Source organism: Nocardioides thalensis (genome assembly GCF_013410655.1).
GTDB classification, from domain to species: domain Bacteria; phylum Actinomycetota; class Actinomycetes; order Propionibacteriales; family Nocardioidaceae; genus Nocardioides; species Nocardioides thalensis.
Genome location: NZ_JACCFP010000001.1, coordinates 4,392,871 through 4,407,935 on the forward strand (window position 1 = coordinate 4,392,871; position 15,065 = coordinate 4,407,935).

General features: G+C 71.7%; 15 protein-coding genes. 6 read left to right on the plus strand and 9 right to left on the minus strand.

All coding sequences use genetic code 11. The features are described from left to right. Positions 1-11 precede the first annotated feature (11 nt). Positions 12-398 (minus strand): hypothetical protein, encoded by a 387-nt coding sequence (locus tag HNR19_RS21410; RefSeq protein WP_218910341.1) that lies wholly within the window; start codon positions 396-398, stop codon positions 12-14. 146 nt (positions 399-544) lie between these two features. On the opposite strand from HNR19_RS21410, the gene HNR19_RS21415 reads away from it, so the two are divergent. Further along, a complete protein-coding gene (locus tag HNR19_RS21415) occupies positions 545-1,663 on the plus strand; it encodes a hypothetical protein (RefSeq protein ID WP_179669843.1) in 1,119 nt (372 codons plus the stop codon). 63 nt (positions 1,664-1,726) lie between these two features. Here the strand turns inward: HNR19_RS21415 and dnaB are convergent, their stop codons facing one another. Beyond that, positions 1,727-3,133: a replicative DNA helicase gene (gene dnaB, locus HNR19_RS21420; RefSeq protein WP_343047314.1), complete on the minus strand. Its 1,407-nt coding sequence runs from the start codon at positions 3,131-3,133 to the stop codon at positions 1,727-1,729. Between the two features lie 437 nt (positions 3,134-3,570). Here dnaB and HNR19_RS21425 point away from each other — a divergent pair, with 437 nt between their 5' ends. Both HNR19_RS21425 and HNR19_RS21430 read left to right on the plus strand, forming a co-directional pair. Further along, the gene (locus HNR19_RS21425) at positions 3,571-4,953 is read left to right on the plus strand and encodes an MATE family efflux transporter (protein WP_343047315.1); all 1,383 of its coding nucleotides are present in this window, start codon (positions 3,571-3,573) and stop codon (positions 4,951-4,953) included. After that, positions 4,950-5,516 carry a hypothetical protein gene (locus HNR19_RS21430; RefSeq protein ID WP_179669845.1) on the plus strand — a complete coding sequence of 189 codons (567 nt, stop codon included), beginning with the start codon at positions 4,950-4,952 and terminating at the stop codon, positions 5,514-5,516. Before HNR19_RS21425 ends, HNR19_RS21430 begins: the two co-directional genes overlap by 4 nt. On the opposite strand, the gene HNR19_RS21435 is transcribed toward HNR19_RS21430, so the two are convergent. The 6 genes from HNR19_RS21435 to HNR19_RS21460 all read right to left on the minus strand — a co-directional run bounded on the left by HNR19_RS21435 (position 5,489) and on the right by HNR19_RS21460 (position 10,211). Then, complete coding sequence (locus HNR19_RS21435) at positions 5,489-6,139, minus strand: hypothetical protein (protein ID WP_179669846.1); 651 nt, start codon at positions 6,137-6,139, stop codon at positions 5,489-5,491. The genes HNR19_RS21430 and HNR19_RS21435 overlap by 28 nt on opposite strands. A 126-nt stretch (positions 6,140-6,265) precedes the next feature. After that, entirely contained in the window at positions 6,266-6,712 is a 447-nt protein-coding gene (gene rplI / locus HNR19_RS21440; RefSeq protein ID WP_179669847.1) for a 50S ribosomal protein L9, read from the minus strand. A 19-nt stretch (positions 6,713-6,731) separates the two neighbouring features. Further along, on the minus strand, positions 6,732-6,968 hold the full coding sequence (rpsR, locus tag HNR19_RS21445) for a 30S ribosomal protein S18 (RefSeq protein WP_179669848.1): 237 nt from the start codon (positions 6,966-6,968) through the stop codon (positions 6,732-6,734). A gap of 123 nt (positions 6,969-7,091) precedes the next feature. Continuing rightward, complete coding sequence (locus HNR19_RS21450) at positions 7,092-7,631, minus strand: single-stranded DNA-binding protein (protein ID WP_179669849.1); 540 nt, start codon at positions 7,629-7,631, stop codon at positions 7,092-7,094. A 97-nt stretch (positions 7,632-7,728) separates the two neighbouring features. Then, entirely contained in the window at positions 7,729-8,013 is a 285-nt protein-coding gene (rpsF, locus tag HNR19_RS21455) for a 30S ribosomal protein S6 (RefSeq protein WP_179669850.1), read from the minus strand. A gap of 191 nt (positions 8,014-8,204) precedes the next feature. Continuing rightward, positions 8,205-10,211 (minus strand): FHA domain-containing protein, encoded by a 2,007-nt coding sequence (locus HNR19_RS21460; RefSeq protein ID WP_179669851.1) that lies wholly within the window; start codon positions 10,209-10,211, stop codon positions 8,205-8,207. A 100-nt stretch (positions 10,212-10,311) separates the two neighbouring features. Here HNR19_RS21460 and HNR19_RS21465 point away from each other — a divergent pair, with 100 nt between their 5' ends. The 3 genes from HNR19_RS21465 to HNR19_RS21475 all read left to right on the plus strand — a co-directional run bounded on the left by HNR19_RS21465 (position 10,312) and on the right by HNR19_RS21475 (position 13,591). Then, on the plus strand, positions 10,312-11,109 hold the full coding sequence (locus HNR19_RS21465) for a deoxyribonuclease IV (protein WP_179669852.1): 798 nt from the start codon (positions 10,312-10,314) through the stop codon (positions 11,107-11,109). Between the two features lie 272 nt (positions 11,110-11,381). Further along, positions 11,382-12,509, plus strand: coding sequence for a lipid II:glycine glycyltransferase FemX (locus HNR19_RS21470; RefSeq protein WP_179669853.1), 1,128 nt, complete (start codon positions 11,382-11,384; stop codon positions 12,507-12,509). A gap of 14 nt (positions 12,510-12,523) precedes the next feature. Next, positions 12,524-13,591, plus strand: coding sequence for an alanine racemase (locus HNR19_RS21475; protein WP_179669854.1), 1,068 nt, complete (start codon positions 12,524-12,526; stop codon positions 13,589-13,591). A gap of 1 nt (position 13,592) precedes the next feature. Here HNR19_RS21475 and HNR19_RS21480 read toward each other — a convergent pair whose 3' ends face one another. Beyond that, positions 13,593-15,056, minus strand: a complete 1,464-nt coding sequence (locus tag HNR19_RS21480) for a glycosyltransferase 87 family protein (RefSeq protein WP_179669855.1) — start codon at positions 15,054-15,056, stop codon at positions 13,593-13,595. Between the last annotated feature and the right edge of the window lie 9 nt (positions 15,057-15,065).

Sequence of the window (15,065 nt, forward strand, 5' to 3'; positions counted from 1 at the left end):
GCCTCCGTGGGTCACGGCGTCGTCGCGGTCGTGCGTTGCAGTCGCAGGCGCAGGAAGAGAGCGATCGCCCCCACGCCGGCGAGGACCAACAGCTGGATCCAGTCGCCGTCCCGACCGCCGTCGGCGCGGTCCGCGAAGTGGTTCTGCGCGTGGAAGAGGTTCGTGAAGACGAAGCCCGCCAGGCCCACCGTCAGCGCGTCGCGGCACCACAGCCCGAGAGCCATCATCAGTCCGATGGCGATCTGGAAGACGCCCGCGTCGTGCAGGAAGTGCTCGTGGTTGGGCCACCCCGCCCATTCGGCGAAACCTGCTGGGTCCACCCGGCACCACACGCCGACGAGGATCATGGAGGCGGCTCCGAGCAAGACGAGCGCGGAGATGATGCGCATGCGGGCCATCGACCTCTCTTTCTGTTTCGAGACTCTTCGGACGGCCCGGTCGACGAGATGACACGGCGATCTGTGACAGCCGGGCGCCGCTGGTGCTCTCGGCATGACGTCCGCGGTGTCGTTTGGCCAGTTCTTGCCCGCGTTGGTGGCGCCCCATGAGTCGACGGGCCTGGATCGCAGCCGCCGTTGCAGGCGCCGCCGTGCTCGGTCTTGCGTGGTGGCAGCCGTGGCGTGACGTGGCCGAGGACGGCCAGATGGTCGCCATCTCTGGCCTGGACGGCGGCGACTCCGGTCTCGAGGTCGCGCACCGCGTGGAGGTGCGGATCCCGACCGCGGTGCTGGAGGTGACGATCGGCGAACCGGTGGAGCGATTGCCGCGCGGATCCAGGGGCGGCGACCGGTCATCGGAGGACGGCGGTGAGCTCCATGCGCCCGACGGGAGCGTCTTCGTCCCGATCGAATGGGGTGGTAGGACGACTGCCGGCACGGCCCTCGCCACGGCATACGGAGCATCCGAGGAGGACCCGGCACAGGCCTTCGAAGCACTGGCCGCAGAGGGTGCCGCGGTCGTGCTTCGGGTCGGCCAGGAGGAGACCGAGCTCGGGGAGGTGACCACGGAGTCCTCGGAATGGGGTCAGCCCGGCGCCTTCGTCGTGGCCGACGAGGACCTCGCCGAGGCGACCTGGGAGGTCACCTTCGACGGTGTCACCCAGCGCGTGAGCCTGGAGACGGGCGAGCTCGAGATGGGCGTCGCCGAAGGGCTCTACTCGACGCCGGAGCTCGCGCGAGCCGGCAGGAGAACCGTAGGAGAGGTCGACCTTCCCACGAGATTCGCACGCCGCCCCGGTGTCCTCCGACCCACGCTGGCTCACGCGAGGCCGCACACGGCGGCGTGGCTGCCGGACCGTGGCTGGGTCCGCGAACCGGGCCAGGCGTGGGTCATCGTCAGTGGACGGGCCGGCGTCGAGCCGACCCTCTGGAGTCGCGGATCGCGGCCCGGCCTCGACGAGGTGACGCATGAGGCGGAGGCGAGCTCCGCCTCGGTCCTGCTGGGCGGTGCGCACCCGCTCGACCGGGTGCCGGTCGAGCCGGACCGCGCCGCGGTGGACTTCGTGGCCGTGTGGTTGGTCGACGACGCAGCCAGCCCACCCACCGGCCTCGAGATCCGCGTCGAGTACGACCTGGTGCCTCTGGCGCCCTACGCACGGCGGACGGGGGACGACAGGGTCCTCACCGGTGCCCTCTACGGCACCCTGGACCTGGCAGCCTCCTGAGCACGAGGCATCTGCCAGGTCCTGGAGCCCGTTAGGAGGAGTCGAGGACAGACCCAGGTGCTCTCAGTGGGCCATGTCGACGAAGCGGCTGTAATGGCCCTGGAAGGCCACGACGATGTCGCGGGTGGCGCCGTTGCGGTGCTTGGCCACGATCAGGTCGGCCTCGCCGGGGCGGGTCGACTCCTTCTCGAAGACGTCATCTCGATGCAAAAGGATGACCATGTCCGCATCTTGTTCGATACTGCCCGATTCGCGAAGATCCGACATCATCGGCCGCTTGTCGGCACGCTGCTCGGGACCACGGTTGAGCTGCGAGAGCGCGATGACCGGGATCTCGAGCTCCTTCGCGAGGAGCTTGATCTGCCGCGAGAACTCGGAGACCTCGAGCTGGCGGGACTCGACCTTCTTGCCCGACGTCATCAGCTGGAGGTAGTCGATGACCATCAGCTTGAGGTCATGGCGCTGCTTGAGCCGGCGCGCCTTCGCGCGGATCTCCATCATCGTCATGTTGGGGCTGTCGTCGATGAAGAGCGGCGCCGAGGAGACCTTCGCCGTGTGGCGCGCCATCCGGTCCCACTCCTCCGTCGACATCTTGCCGTTGCGGATGTGGTTGAGCGGGACCCGTGCCTCGGCCGAGAGCATGCGCATCGTGATCTCGGAGCGCGTCATCTCCAGGCTGAAGAAGGCGCTGGTCAGGTTGTGCTGGATGGACGCTGCGCGGCACAGGTCGAGAGCCAGCGTTGACTTTCCCATCGCGGGGCGCGCCGCCACCACGATCATCTGGCCGGCGTGCAGGCCGTTGGTCAGGTCGTCGAGGTCGGCGAAGCCGGTGGGCACGCCGTAGATGCCGGCCTCGCGGCCCTCGATCGCCTCGATCTCGTCGAGGACGGCGTCCATGATCTCGCCGATCTGGACGTAGTCCTCGGCCTTGCGGCGGTCGGTGACCTGGTAGACCTCGGCCTGCGCGGCGTCGACGATGTGGTCGACCTCGCCCTCGCCGGCGTAGCCGATCTGGACGATCTTGGTGCCGGCGTCGACCAGCTTCCGCAGGATCGACTTCTCGCGCACGATCTCGGCGTAGAAGCCGGCGTTGGCGGCGATCGGCACGTTGGCCGCGAGGGTGTGGAGGTAGGGGGCGCCACCGACCCGCTGGAGCTCTCCGCGGCGCTGGAGCTCGCCGGCGACGGTGATCATGTCGGCCGGCTCGCCGCGACCGTAGAGGTCGATGATCGCGTCGTGGATCGCCTCGTGGGCCGGGCGGTAGTAGTCGACGCCGCGGACGGTCTCGATGACGTCGGCGATGGCGTCCTTGGAGATCATCATCGCGCCGAGCACGGACTGCTCGGCCGCCATGTCCTGCGGAGGCGTGCGGCCGGTGGAGTCGCGCGGGGCCTGTCCGGGCTCGTAGGGAGCCGGCCCGTCGCCCCAGTCGTCGGGCGGGTAGTCGGTCACGTCCTCCGCGAGACTCACTGCTGTCCCTTCCGCACTTGCTCATCGATCCGCACCCGGAACGGCACCTAACGGGGCACCCCCGACACAACCCCGCCTCGCCCGGTGGAGCCGGGCCGAGGGAGACTCGAGTCGCGAACCTACGTGGCGCGCAGGGCGCGGGAAAGCCCGTTGTTCACAAGCCTTGGGGATAACCCGGGGTCGGAGGTGGACGACACGCGTGGCGCGTGTGCAGTGGTTGGGGACGAGGCTGTGGAGGCAGGTGTGAGAAGACCGGCGAACCGCGCTCTGACCTGCGCAGACACGAGTCCACAGGTGTGGAGCGGAAATACCCGGCAGATTTCCTCGTTCACCCGGCCGACATGTGGACGCCTCCCGGTGGACGGCCACCAGCGAGCGGCGCGTCCTCGATATCCACAGGTCCAGACCAGTTATCCACCGGCTGGGACGAAGGGCCCGTGACGGCGCCCCTGGCGCCGCGCGGGCGCGGCCGTGTGCGGCTGACGAGCGACGACCGGGAGATCGGCCGGCTGGCGATACCTGCGTTCCTCGCCCTCGTCGCCGAGCCGCTGTTCCTCCTCGGAGACGCCGCCGTCGTCGGCCACCTCGGCACCCCGGAGCTGGCGGGCCTCGGCATCGCGGGCACGATCCTGCAGACCCTCGTCGGCCTGTGCGTCTTCCTCGCCTACGGCACCACGGCCGGCGTCGCGCGCCAGCTCGGCGCCGGGCGGCGCGGCGACGCCCTCACCCAGGGCGTCGACGGCCTCTGGCTGGCGGTGGCGATCGGCGTGCCGGTGACGGTCGCGGGCGTGCTCCTCACCGAGCCCCTCGTCGCGCTGCTCGGACCGGGGGCGGACGTCGCGGGGCCGGCGGCGACGTACCTCCGGATCGCCATGCTCGGCGTCACGCCGCTGCTGCTCATGCTCGCGGCGACCGGAGTGCTCCGCGGCCTCCAGGACACCCGGACCCCGCTCGTCGTCGCGGTCGCCGGCAACGTGCTCAACCTGCTGCTCAACGTGCTCCTGGTGTACGGCGCCGGCGCCTTCGACGGGCTCGGCATCGCCGGGTCGGCCCTCGGCTCGGTGCTCGCGCAGCTGGCGTGCGCGGGCGTCCTCGTCGCCGTCGTCGCCCGCTCGGCTCGCCGCGAGGGCTCGTCGCTGCGGCCGCACCTGCCCGGCATCCGCAGCGCCGCGCGGGCCGGCGTACCGCTCCTCGTCCGCACCCTGACCCTGCGCGCCTCGCTGCTGGTCACGACGTACGCCGTCGTCGTGGCCGGGCGCCACGGCGGCGACCCGGCGGTCCCGATCGCCACCCACCAGCTCGCGATGACGATCTGGGGCTTCCTCGCGTTCACCCTCGACGCCATCGCGATCGCGGCGCAGGCGATCACGGGGCGCTACCTCGGCGCCGGTGACGTCGAGGCCGCCCGGAGCGTCACCCGGCGGATGGTCGGCTGGGGCGTGGTGTGCGGGGTCGTCACCGGCGTCGGCCTCGCCGCGACCAGCCCGTGGCTCGGGCCGTTGTTCACCTCCGACCACGCGGTCCACGACGCGCTCGTCCCGGCCCTGCTCGTGGCCGCGCTCGCGCAACCCGTCGCCGGGGTGGTGTTCGTGCTCGACGGCGTGCTCATCGGCGCGGGCGACGGGCGCTACCTCGCGGTCGCCGGCCTCGTCGTGCTCGCCGGATACGCTCCGCTGGTGCTCCTCGCCGCCGCCGTGCCCGACGCGACGCTCACCTGGCTGTGGGCGGTCTTCTGCCTGGTCTTCATGGGCGGCCGGCTGGTGACCCTCGTCCGTCGTGCGTACGGCGACCGCTGGCTGGTGACCGGGGCGAGCCGGTGAAGCCGCTCTACGCGATCGCCCTCGCCGTGGCCGTCATCCTGCTCGAGACCCCGACGCTGCGGTTCGACCTCTACGCCAACCCACTCGGGTGGCTGCTGCTCCTCCTGGCCCTCCGCACGCTGCGCGACGATCCGCCGTACCGCTTCAACGCGGCGCTCTGGACGCTCGGCCTGCTGGCGCTCGTCACCGACTCGGTCCTCTGGTTCCCCGGGCCCTCCGAGTGGCTCGACGACGCCGAGCCGGCGCTGGCGTGGGCGGCGGGCCTGCCGCGCTTCGGCTGCTTCGCGCTGCTGTGCCACCGGCTCGGCTCCGCGGCCGTCGAGGACTCCCGCGTCGCGGCCGGCCTCTTCCAGTGGACGGCGGTCGCGATGGCCGCCGTCATGGTCGGTCCGGTGCTCGTCTACGGCGGCGGCATCGACGAGGTCGAGGACGTCGTCGGCACCCTGGTGCCGCTGGCGCAGCTCGCGTTGATCGTGCTGAGCCTGGTGTTCGCGGGGCGGGAGTGGGCGGCGGCTCGGGAGACGCCGCCCGGCGATCAGCCCAGCTTGCCCACGACCACCTGAGCGAGCCCGATCGTCTGCATCTGCGGGTCGCCCTCGTGCTGGTAGCCCTCCTCGAACTCCAGGGTCAGGTCGAACACGTAGTCGGCGGTGCACACCCGCAGCGAGCCCTCGAAGGGCTGGCCGTCGGAGACCTCCCAGCTCGCGGAGTCGGCGCCGGGGACCTTGACCTTCTTGACCGTCGACGCCACGTCGGTCTGCAGCGGGCAGGTGAAGCCGGCCGGGAAGTCGTCGGGGCCGGCGAGCGCGAGCTCGAGCTCGAAGAAGTCCTCGGCCTCGAAGTCGCAGTTGTCGGTCTGCCACTCGACGTCGTTCTCGCTGTAGCCGCCGCCACCGATGGAGCCCTCGCCCGGCGTCGCGCCATAGGCGGTCGCCACGTCGATCGGCGCGATCACGTCGCACGCGGCCGGCAGGCCGGCGGCGGTGGTCTCGGACTCGGTCGGGCTGGTCTCGACGGGGTCCACGCTCTCGGTCGGCGTCGCGAGCGACTCGCTGGGCTCCTCCGACGCCGCAGAGGTGGCCGGGTCGTCCGCCTGCTCCTCGGGATCGTCGTCGCCGCACGCCGCCAGCAGCGGCGAGAGGGCCAGGACACCGGTCACGGACAGGATCCAACGCTTCGATCGCATGCGGCCGACCCTAACGATCAGAAAGGACGAAGCGGCCGCCCCCACGCAGGGGACGGCCGCTTCGACGTACTGGTCTCGATACGCCCGAGCCCCAGGGGGCTCGGGCTACTCGACCAACCTGTCAGATCAGGCAGGGATGACGTTGAGCGCGACCGAGGCCGACACGTCGTCGAGCAGCTTGACCGAGACGGCGTGGTTGCCCAGCGTCTTGATCGGGCTGCCGAGGACGATCGTGCGCTTGTCGATCGACTCGCCGGTGACCTCACCGAGCGCCGAGGCGATGTCGGCGACCGTGACGGCGCCGAAGAGGCGGCCGCCCTGGCCGGCCTTCACCTTGACGTCGACCGGCGCACCCTCGAGCTTGCTCTTGATCTCGGCGGCGTGCGCCTCGTCGCGGACGGCCTTGGCCTTCACGGACGCCTTGATGGCGTCGGCCTCGGACTGGGCGCCGCGCGTCCAGCGGATCGCGAAGCCCTGCGGGAGGAGGTAGTTGCGACCGTAGCCGCTCTTGACCTCCACGACGTCGCCGGCGGCACCGAGGCCGTCGACCTCCTGGGTCAGGATGATCTTCATCTCAGCTCTCCCTTCCCGCTCAGCGACCGGCCGAGGTGTACGGCAGCAGCGCGAGCTCGCGGGCGTTCTTGACCGCGGTCGCCACGTCGCGCTGGTGCTGGACGCAGTTGCCGGTCACGCGACGCGCGCGGATCTTGCCGCGGTCGGAGATGAACTTGCGGAGCAGCGCGGTGTCCTTGTAGTCGACACCGGTCGCCTTCTCCTTGCAGAACTGGCAAACCTTCTTCTTCGGCTTGCGGATGACTGGCTTCGCCATTGTGGTGCTCCTCCTTCAGAAGCCCGGCCGCTCAGTCACGACGGCCGGAATGGTTGATGTGGAATGTCGGTGCCGGGGTCTCGTGACGGTCGCGGGGCGACCTCCTCGACCACCGGCGGTGGATCAGAAGGGAGGCTCGTCCGAGCCGACGCCCGGAGCCGCCCACGGGTCGTTGCCGCCTGCGGGAGCAGACTGCTGCGACTGCGCGGGAGCGCCCTGCGAGGCCCACGGGTCGTTGGCCGGGGCACCGCCCTGACCGCCTCCCTGGCCACCGCCGTAGCCGCCGCCACCGCCCGAGCGCTGGGCCCGGGTGACCTTGGCGGTCGCGTAGCGCAGCGCGGGACCGACCTCTTCGACGTCGATCTCGAAAGCGGTCCGCTTCTCACCCTCGCGCGTCTCGTACTGCCGCGACTTCAGGCGCCCCTGGACGATCACGCGCATCCCCTTGGTGAGGGACTCCGCGACGTTCTCGGCGTACTGCCGCCAGACGGCGCACGACAGGAAGAGGGCCTCGCCGTCCTTCCACTCGTTGCTCTGGCGGTCGAAGGTGCGCGGCGTCGACGCGATCCGGAAGTTGGCCACGGCCGCACCCGACGGGGTGAAGCGCAGCTCCGGGTCATCGACGAGGTTGCCGATGACGGTGATGACGGTGTCGCCTGCCATTGCGTGTCTCCCTAGAGATCAGATGCGTGGTGTGTTGGTCCATCGTGGCCGTGACCTCCGACAAGCGGAAGGCGCAGTCCACAAGGACCTGCCGGACTCAGGCCGGGCGGAGCACCTTGGTGCGCAGCACGGCCTCGTTGAGACCCAGCTGGCGGTTGAACTCGGCGACCGTCGCGGGCTCGGCGGACAGGTTGATGACCGCGTAGATGCCCTCGGCGTTCTTCTTGATCTCGTAGGCCATCCGGCGGCGACCCCAGACGTCGACCTTGTCGACGGTGCCGCCGTCCTTGCGGATGACGTTGAGGTACTTGTCGAGCGACGGCTCGACGGTGCGCTCGTCGAGGCTGGGCTCGAGGATCACCATGACTTCGTAGGCGCGCAATGCACCCACCTCCTTCGGTCTCAGCGGCCACGGTCCTTCCGTGGCAGGAGGAACCCGCCCGTTGGATCCGGGCGAGCAGCGGCCAAGGCTATCAGCGGTGTACGGCGCCGCGGGAATCGTCGTGCCCCGCGGCCGCCGTACGACTGCGCTGTGTCGGTCCGTGTGTCGGTCCGTGTGTCGGTCCGTGTCGGTCAGCCGAAGAAGACCGGGTTGTCGACCCCCGCGTCGCCGACGACCATCACCGCGTTGAGACCCTCGAGCTCGATCGGGATCTCGATGGTGATCGAGACGCAGATCGTGTCGGGGCCCTGGTCCCAGGTGCCCTGCAGCGGCTCGCCGAGCTGCTTCTTGCCGTTGAGCGCCCAGAACTGGATCTCGAACGGGGTCCCGTCGGGCACGCCGGTCACGTTGTACTCGGCGTAGACGGTGCCCGGGATCTCCGCGCCCGTCAGGGTCTGCGGGTTGTCGGGCGTGCTCGGGGTGGCGCAGGTCGCCGCCCCGTCGAGCGACCAGCCACCCGACTCCAGCGTCACGCTGGCGTCGTCGGGCGTGGGCGGCTCGGGCACGTCCTCGAGGTAGGGGGAGACGTAGGACTCGTCGCCGCCGGCCTCCGCGATCTCGAGGATGTCGGCGGCGAGGTCGACCGGGCGGATCAGCGCGGAGCCGCCGGTGAACTCCCCGGCCTGGCCCTGCGAGGTGCCGGCGGTGACGACGGCCGAGTTGATGCCGACCAGCTCGCCGTCGTCGTTGATCGAGGCGCCGCCCGAGTTGCCGGAGCCGATCCGGATATCGCTGTCGATCCAGGCGCGGTCGCCCACGCCCTCCTCGGCGTTGAACGTCGACACGACGCCGCGAGTCACCGTGAGGCCGCGGTGCGACGGGTCGTCGAGGGTGATCGCCGCGAGGCCCGGGAACCCGAGAGCGCGGATGTCGTCGCCGGTCTCGACGTCGCCGCTGGTGCCGAGCGGCATCGGCTCGGGCAGGTCGAGGTCCTCCGGCGCGATCGCGTTGCCGTCCTTGTCGCCGGTGATCTGGAGGACCGCGAGGTCGAGCACGCCGTCGGCGACGAGCGGCTCGGCGGCGTACTTCACCTCGACGGCACCGTCGAGGTTGTCGGCGGGCGGGAACGCGACGAGCAGGCCGGCCGGGTCCTCGGCAGGGGGCTCCTGGCCGGGCGCCGACGGCTTGCCGACGTGGGCGTTGGTGAGGATCAGGCCGTCCTCGCTGATCAAGCTGCCGGACCCGGTGTAGATCGACTCACCGGCCTCGTCGACCGCGATGATCCAGACGCTCGCGGCCTTGGCCCGGTCGAGCTCGGCCTCGGTGAGCTCCTCGCCCGCGGTGGTGGTGCCCGAGGGCTTCGGGTCGTCCTTCCACGGCTGGGCCACGCCGACCGCGATGCCACCGGCCACCACGAGCACGGCGACCGCGGCGGCCGCGATGACCAGCGCCCTGTTGCGCTTCTTGGCGGCCAGCTGCTTCTGGGCCTGGCCCGCGGCGACGATCGGGATGATCTCGACCTCGACGCCCGCCGTGGGGTGGCCGAGCATCAGCGTGACCGGCTCCTCGAGCCGGCGCTGACCGACGCGGTCCTCCTCGTCGAACGTGCCGGCCGTCGAGCGGTCGAAGAACCACCAGCCGTCGGCGCGCATCTCGACCGTCGCGTGCAGCCGGGACACCGACGGGTCGTCGACCGTGACCTCGCCCTGGGGGTCGCGGCCGATCCGCACGATGGTGCCGGGCGCGAACCGCTTGCCCTCGCCGCCGACGCGCACCAGCACGCCCGGGCCGCCACCGAGACCGGGCATCGCCGGTCCGGCGCCGGGCACGATCGTCTGGTCGAGGCCCGGCGGGATGCCCGCGGCGGGGCCGGCCGGATGACCGGGTCGCGGCGGCGCCGGCTGGGCGCCCACGACGGTGAGCCGCATCGGCTCGCCGTCGACGGCACCGAAGCGGACCTCGGTCTGCCCGGTGAGGCGCACCTCGGTGACCCGGGTGCCGTTGAGGTAGGTGCCGCTGCTGCTGCCGACGTCGACCAGCACCCAGCCGTTGCCGTCGGAGCGCAGCTCGGCGTGCCGGCGCGAGGTGGACGCGCCGGTCAGCGCGACGACGCTCGCGGGGTCGCGGCCGATGGTCACGACCAGCGGCTCCTCGAAGGTCCACGACCGGCCGCCGGTCTCCACGGTCAGGGTGCTCATGGCAGGGATCGTAGGCCGCGGCGACCCCGCCTAAACGGAAGTCTCGGCAAGTTCATCCTGAGGGAGGGCGTTGTCCCTGCTCCCTCCTATGGTGGTCCGCATGAGCGCCATCGCCATCGGAGCCCACGTCGACCAGTCCGACCCGATCGCCGAGGCGCAGGCCCGCAACGCCCCGCTGGTGCAGTTCTTCCTGGGCAACCCGCAGAGCTACAAGGGCCCCGTCCTCGCCTACGACGGCGGCGCGGCCGCGCTCCGGGCGGCGGCCGAGTCGGCCGGCGTCGACCTCTACGTCCACGCGCCGTACCTGATCAACGTCGCCACGACCAACAACCGCCAGCGGATCCCCAGCCGCAAGCTGCTCCAGCAGCACATGGACGCCGCCGCCGAGCTCGGCGCGAAGGGACTGATCGTCCACGGCGGCCACGTGCAGGACGACGACGACCCCGCCAAGGGCTTCGACAACTGGCGCAAGGCCGTCGAGGCGACCGACATCAAGATCCCGCTGCTGATCGAGAACACCGCCGGCGGCACCAACGCGATGACTCGCTACCTCGACCGCATCGCCGGCGTCTGGGCCGCGATCGAGTCCGCCGAGGGCGCCGACATGGTCGGGTTCTGCCTCGACACCTGCCACGCCCACGCCGGCGGCAACGCCCTGGAGACCGTGGTCGAGGACGTCAAGAAGATCACCGGCCGCATCGACCTCGTCCACTGCAACGACAGCCGCGACGCCTTCGACTCCGGCGCCGACCGCCACGCCAACTTCGGCCAGGGCCAGATCGACCCCGACCTCCTCGCCTCCGTGGTCCGCGACGCCGGCGCCCCGGTCATCTGTGAGACCCCCGGCCCCGCCGACGCCCACGTCGCCGACTTCGCCTGGCTGCGCGAGAGGCTCTGAGCGGAGCGTCCGGAGGTTTCGAGGCTCGGCCGCGGGCGGCCTCGCACCTCAACCACCGGACGCGGGCTGGTCGACCGGCGGCGACGGACGGTCCGCTCCCGGCGATTTCGCGACGACACGCCGGCGCCCCGAGCACTGCGGCGCGCAACCGCAGAGCGCCGTCGCGCGGCGGAGCGAGCAAGCCGGGAGCGGGCCGGCCGGCGCAGCCGGTCGCCCAGCCCCAGGACCCCGGCCCTGCCCGGCCACCACCGGCCACCGTTAGCCTGTCGGGCATGCCGAGCGTGCGCCCGATCACCCCGACCGAGCACCGCGACCACCTCGCCAGCCTCCCGTCGGCGAGCTTCCTCCAGACCCCGGGTTGGGCCCAGGTCAAGAGCGAGTGGCGCAGCGAGTCGCTCGGCTGGTTCGACGACTCCGGCAAGCAGCGGGGCGCCGCGCTCGTGCTCTACCGCAAGCTGCCGAAGCTCAACCGCTTCCTCGCCTACCTCCCCGAGGGCCCGGTCATCGACTGGGACAGCGACTGCCTCCGCGACTGGCTGGACCCGATGGTCGCCCACCTCAAGCGGCAGGGCGCGTTCGCCGTACGCATCGGACCGCCGGTCGTCACCCGCCGTTGGACCGCCGCCCAGGTCAAGGAGGGTGTCGCCGACCCGGACGTGAAGCTGCTCGGCCAGGTGCCGCCGGAGGAGCGCTCGGCCGCCGGCGCCCGGGTCGTCGCCCAGCTGCACGACCTCGGCTGGCGCCACCAGGCCGCCGAGGGCGGCTTCGCGGCAGGGCAGCCGCAGTACGTGTTCCAGGTCCCGCTGCGCCACCCCGACGGCACCGCGCGCACCGAGGACGAGGTCCTCAAGGGCATGAACCAGCTCTGGCGCCGCAACATCAAGAAGGCCGCCAAGGAGGGGGTCGAGGTGAGCGCGGGCACCCGCGACGACCTCAAGGCGTTCCACGACCTCTACGTGCACACCGCCGAGCGCGACCACTTCACCCCGCGCCCCCTCCCCTACTTCGAGGTCATGTGGGACGCGCTCAACGCCGACGCGCCTGATCGGTTGAAGCTCTGGCTGGGCCGTCACCAGGGCGACCTGGTCGCGGCCACGCTCGCGGTCCGCGTGGGCGAGCACTACTGGTACTCCTACGGCGCCTCGTCCACCGAGAAGCGCGAGGTGCGCGGCTCCAACGCCGTCCAGTGGGCGATGATCCAGGACGCCCTCGCGTCCGGCTGCGCGGTCTACGACCTCCGCGGCATCACCGACACCCTCGACTCCGACGACTCCCACGTCGGGCTGATCCAGTTCAAGGTCGGCACCGGCGGCGAGGCGGTCGAGTACGCCGGCGAGTGGGACCTGCCGATCAACCGGGCGCTCTACAAGGCGTTCCAGATCTACCTCGCGCGGCGCTGAGCCGGAGGAGCACGATGAGCCTCACCCTCACCGTCGACGGCCCGCGCTGGCGGGCCCACCTCGAGGACGTCGCCCGCACCCACCCCGGCCTGGTGCCGGTGGCGAAGGGCAACGGCTACGGGTTCACGCTGGGCAGGCTCGCCCGCAAGACGCAGTGGCTCGCCGACCGCGAGCACGACGTCACGACCCTGGCGGTCGGCACGTACGACGAGCTGCCCGAGGTCGCGTCGCGCTGGCGCGGCGACGTGCTCGTGCTGACGCCGTGGCGGCCGTTCGTCGAGCCGGTCGACCCCGCCCTCGCCCGGCGGGTGGTCCACACCGTCAGCAGGTACGACGACCTCCGCGCCCTGCTCGCCGCCGAGCCCGAGGCCCGGCTGGTGCTCGAGCACGCCACCTCGATGCGGCGGCACGGCATGACCGGCCGCGAGCTGTGGGACGCCGGAGCGCTGCTGCGCAAGCACCCCGGCGCCCGCGTCGAGGGCGTCGCCCTCCACCTCCCGCTCCAGCAGGGCTCCCACCTCGGCGAGGTCAACCGGATCCTGACCTCGACGGTCGCCGCCGACGCCGGGCTCACGACGGCCTGGGTCAGCCACCTCACCGACGCCGAGCTCAAGTCGCTCTCCGCGAGCTGGCCGGACTTCACGTTCCGCCCGCGCATCGGCACCAGCCTGTGGCTCGGCGACCGCGGCGCGCTGAAGGTGACGGCCACCGTCCTCGACGTGCACCCGGTCGAGCGCGGCGACGTGTTCGGCTACCGCGGCCGCACCGCGCCGAAGTCGGGGCACGTCCTCGTCGTGAGCGGTGGCACCGCCCACGGCATCGGGCTCGAGGCGCCCACCGGCGACCAGTCCGTCAAGGCGCGCGCGGCGACGCTCGCCCGCGGCGGGCTCGACGCGATCGGCTTCGTGCGGTCGCCGTACTCAATCGAGGGCAAGCAGCGGCTCTTCGCCGAGCCGCCGCACATGCAGGCGTCGATGCTGTTCGTGCCGCAGGGCGCGCGGGTGCCCGAGGTGGGCGACCAGGTCGACGTGCGGGTGCGCTACACGGCGACGACGTTCGACCGGATCGTGGTCGAGGGCTGACCTACGAGCTCAATCGGTGAGCGGGGGTCGCAGCTACGCTCGCTTCGCTCACTCCGCTTCGCTGCTCCCCCCGCCTGCCTGCGGTTGGGGACTCCGCCACCGGGTCGTGCTCCGGGCGGAACATGTCGCGCACGATCACCGCGCACAGGTAGAGCTCGGCCAGCACGCGCACCACGATGGCGACCCAGTAGAAGCCCGGCTCACCGTCGCCCGGTGAGCTGAGGTAGCCGCCGAGGTACCACCACACCGAGCAGAAGTAGAAGATCTCACCGGCCTGCCAGACGATCTGGTCGCGCCACCGCGGGCGCGCCAGCACCGCGAGCGGCAGCAGCCACAGCACGTACTGCGGCGAGTAGACCTTGTTGACGATCAGGAAGCCCGCCACCACCAGGAACCCGAGCTGCGCGAGGCGCGGGTGGTGGCCGTGCGCGCGGGTCGCGGTCATGCCGAGCGCGAACACCCCGACGCACCACGCGCCGAAGAGGATCCACGACCACACGTTCACCGTGTGCGCCGTGATGCCGAGGTCGCCGGCCTGCTCGGCCACCAGCCACAGCGACCCGAGGTCGGGGCCGCGCTCGGCGTTGAAGCTCCAGAAGACCTCCCACTGCTCGCGGCCGGTGAGGTAGCCGGGGGCGTTCGCGAGCGCCCACGCACCGGCGGCGCCGAGGAACGCGAGCGCGCCGGCGCCGTACCTCTTCTGGCGCAGGACCAGGATCAGCACGCCGCCGAGCAGGAACAGGGGGTAGAGCTTGGTCGCGGTCCCGAGCCCGATCAGGATCCCGGTGAGCAGCGGGCGGTCACGCGCCCAGGCCAGCAGGGCTCCGGCGACCAGCGCGACCGCCATCAGGTCCCAGTTGATGAGCCCGGTCAGCAGCAGCGCCGGGGACAGGGCGTACGCCGCCGCGTCCCACGGTCGGCCAGGGTTCACCCGGGCGAGCAGCCACACGCTCAGCAGCGCGAGGGCCGCGAAGCCGACGGCGTTGACGAGCACGAAGATGTTGGTCTCGCGCCGCACGTCGTCGAGGCCGTAGAGGCCGTCGACGGGCATCCGATAGCGCTCCTCGACGTCGGGCGACCCGTTGAGCAGGTGCGTCGCCCACGCCGTGCCCCACGCCCAGTAGGCGATGGCCGCCGGGTACTCCATGACCTCGTAGCGCTCGCGGGTCTGGTCGTCACCGGAGTAGGGCCACGCGTGCTCGGCGAGCCCGCGCCCGACGTACAACGGCCGCAGGTCGGAGTAGCACATGTGGGAGTAGGTCCAGTTCTGGTCCTTGCCCTCCGCGAGCGAGCACGGGGCCTTCTGCACCATGCCGAGCGCGAACACCACCGCCGTCATCAGCAGCAGCACCCGGGTGGGCGTCCACCAGGGGTGCCGTCCGGCGTGGTCGCCGAGCGGCCCGCCCACGCCCTCGCTGACCGCGGCGACCACCCGGTCGTCGCGGGTCGGGTGGACGCGGGTCACGCCGCGAGA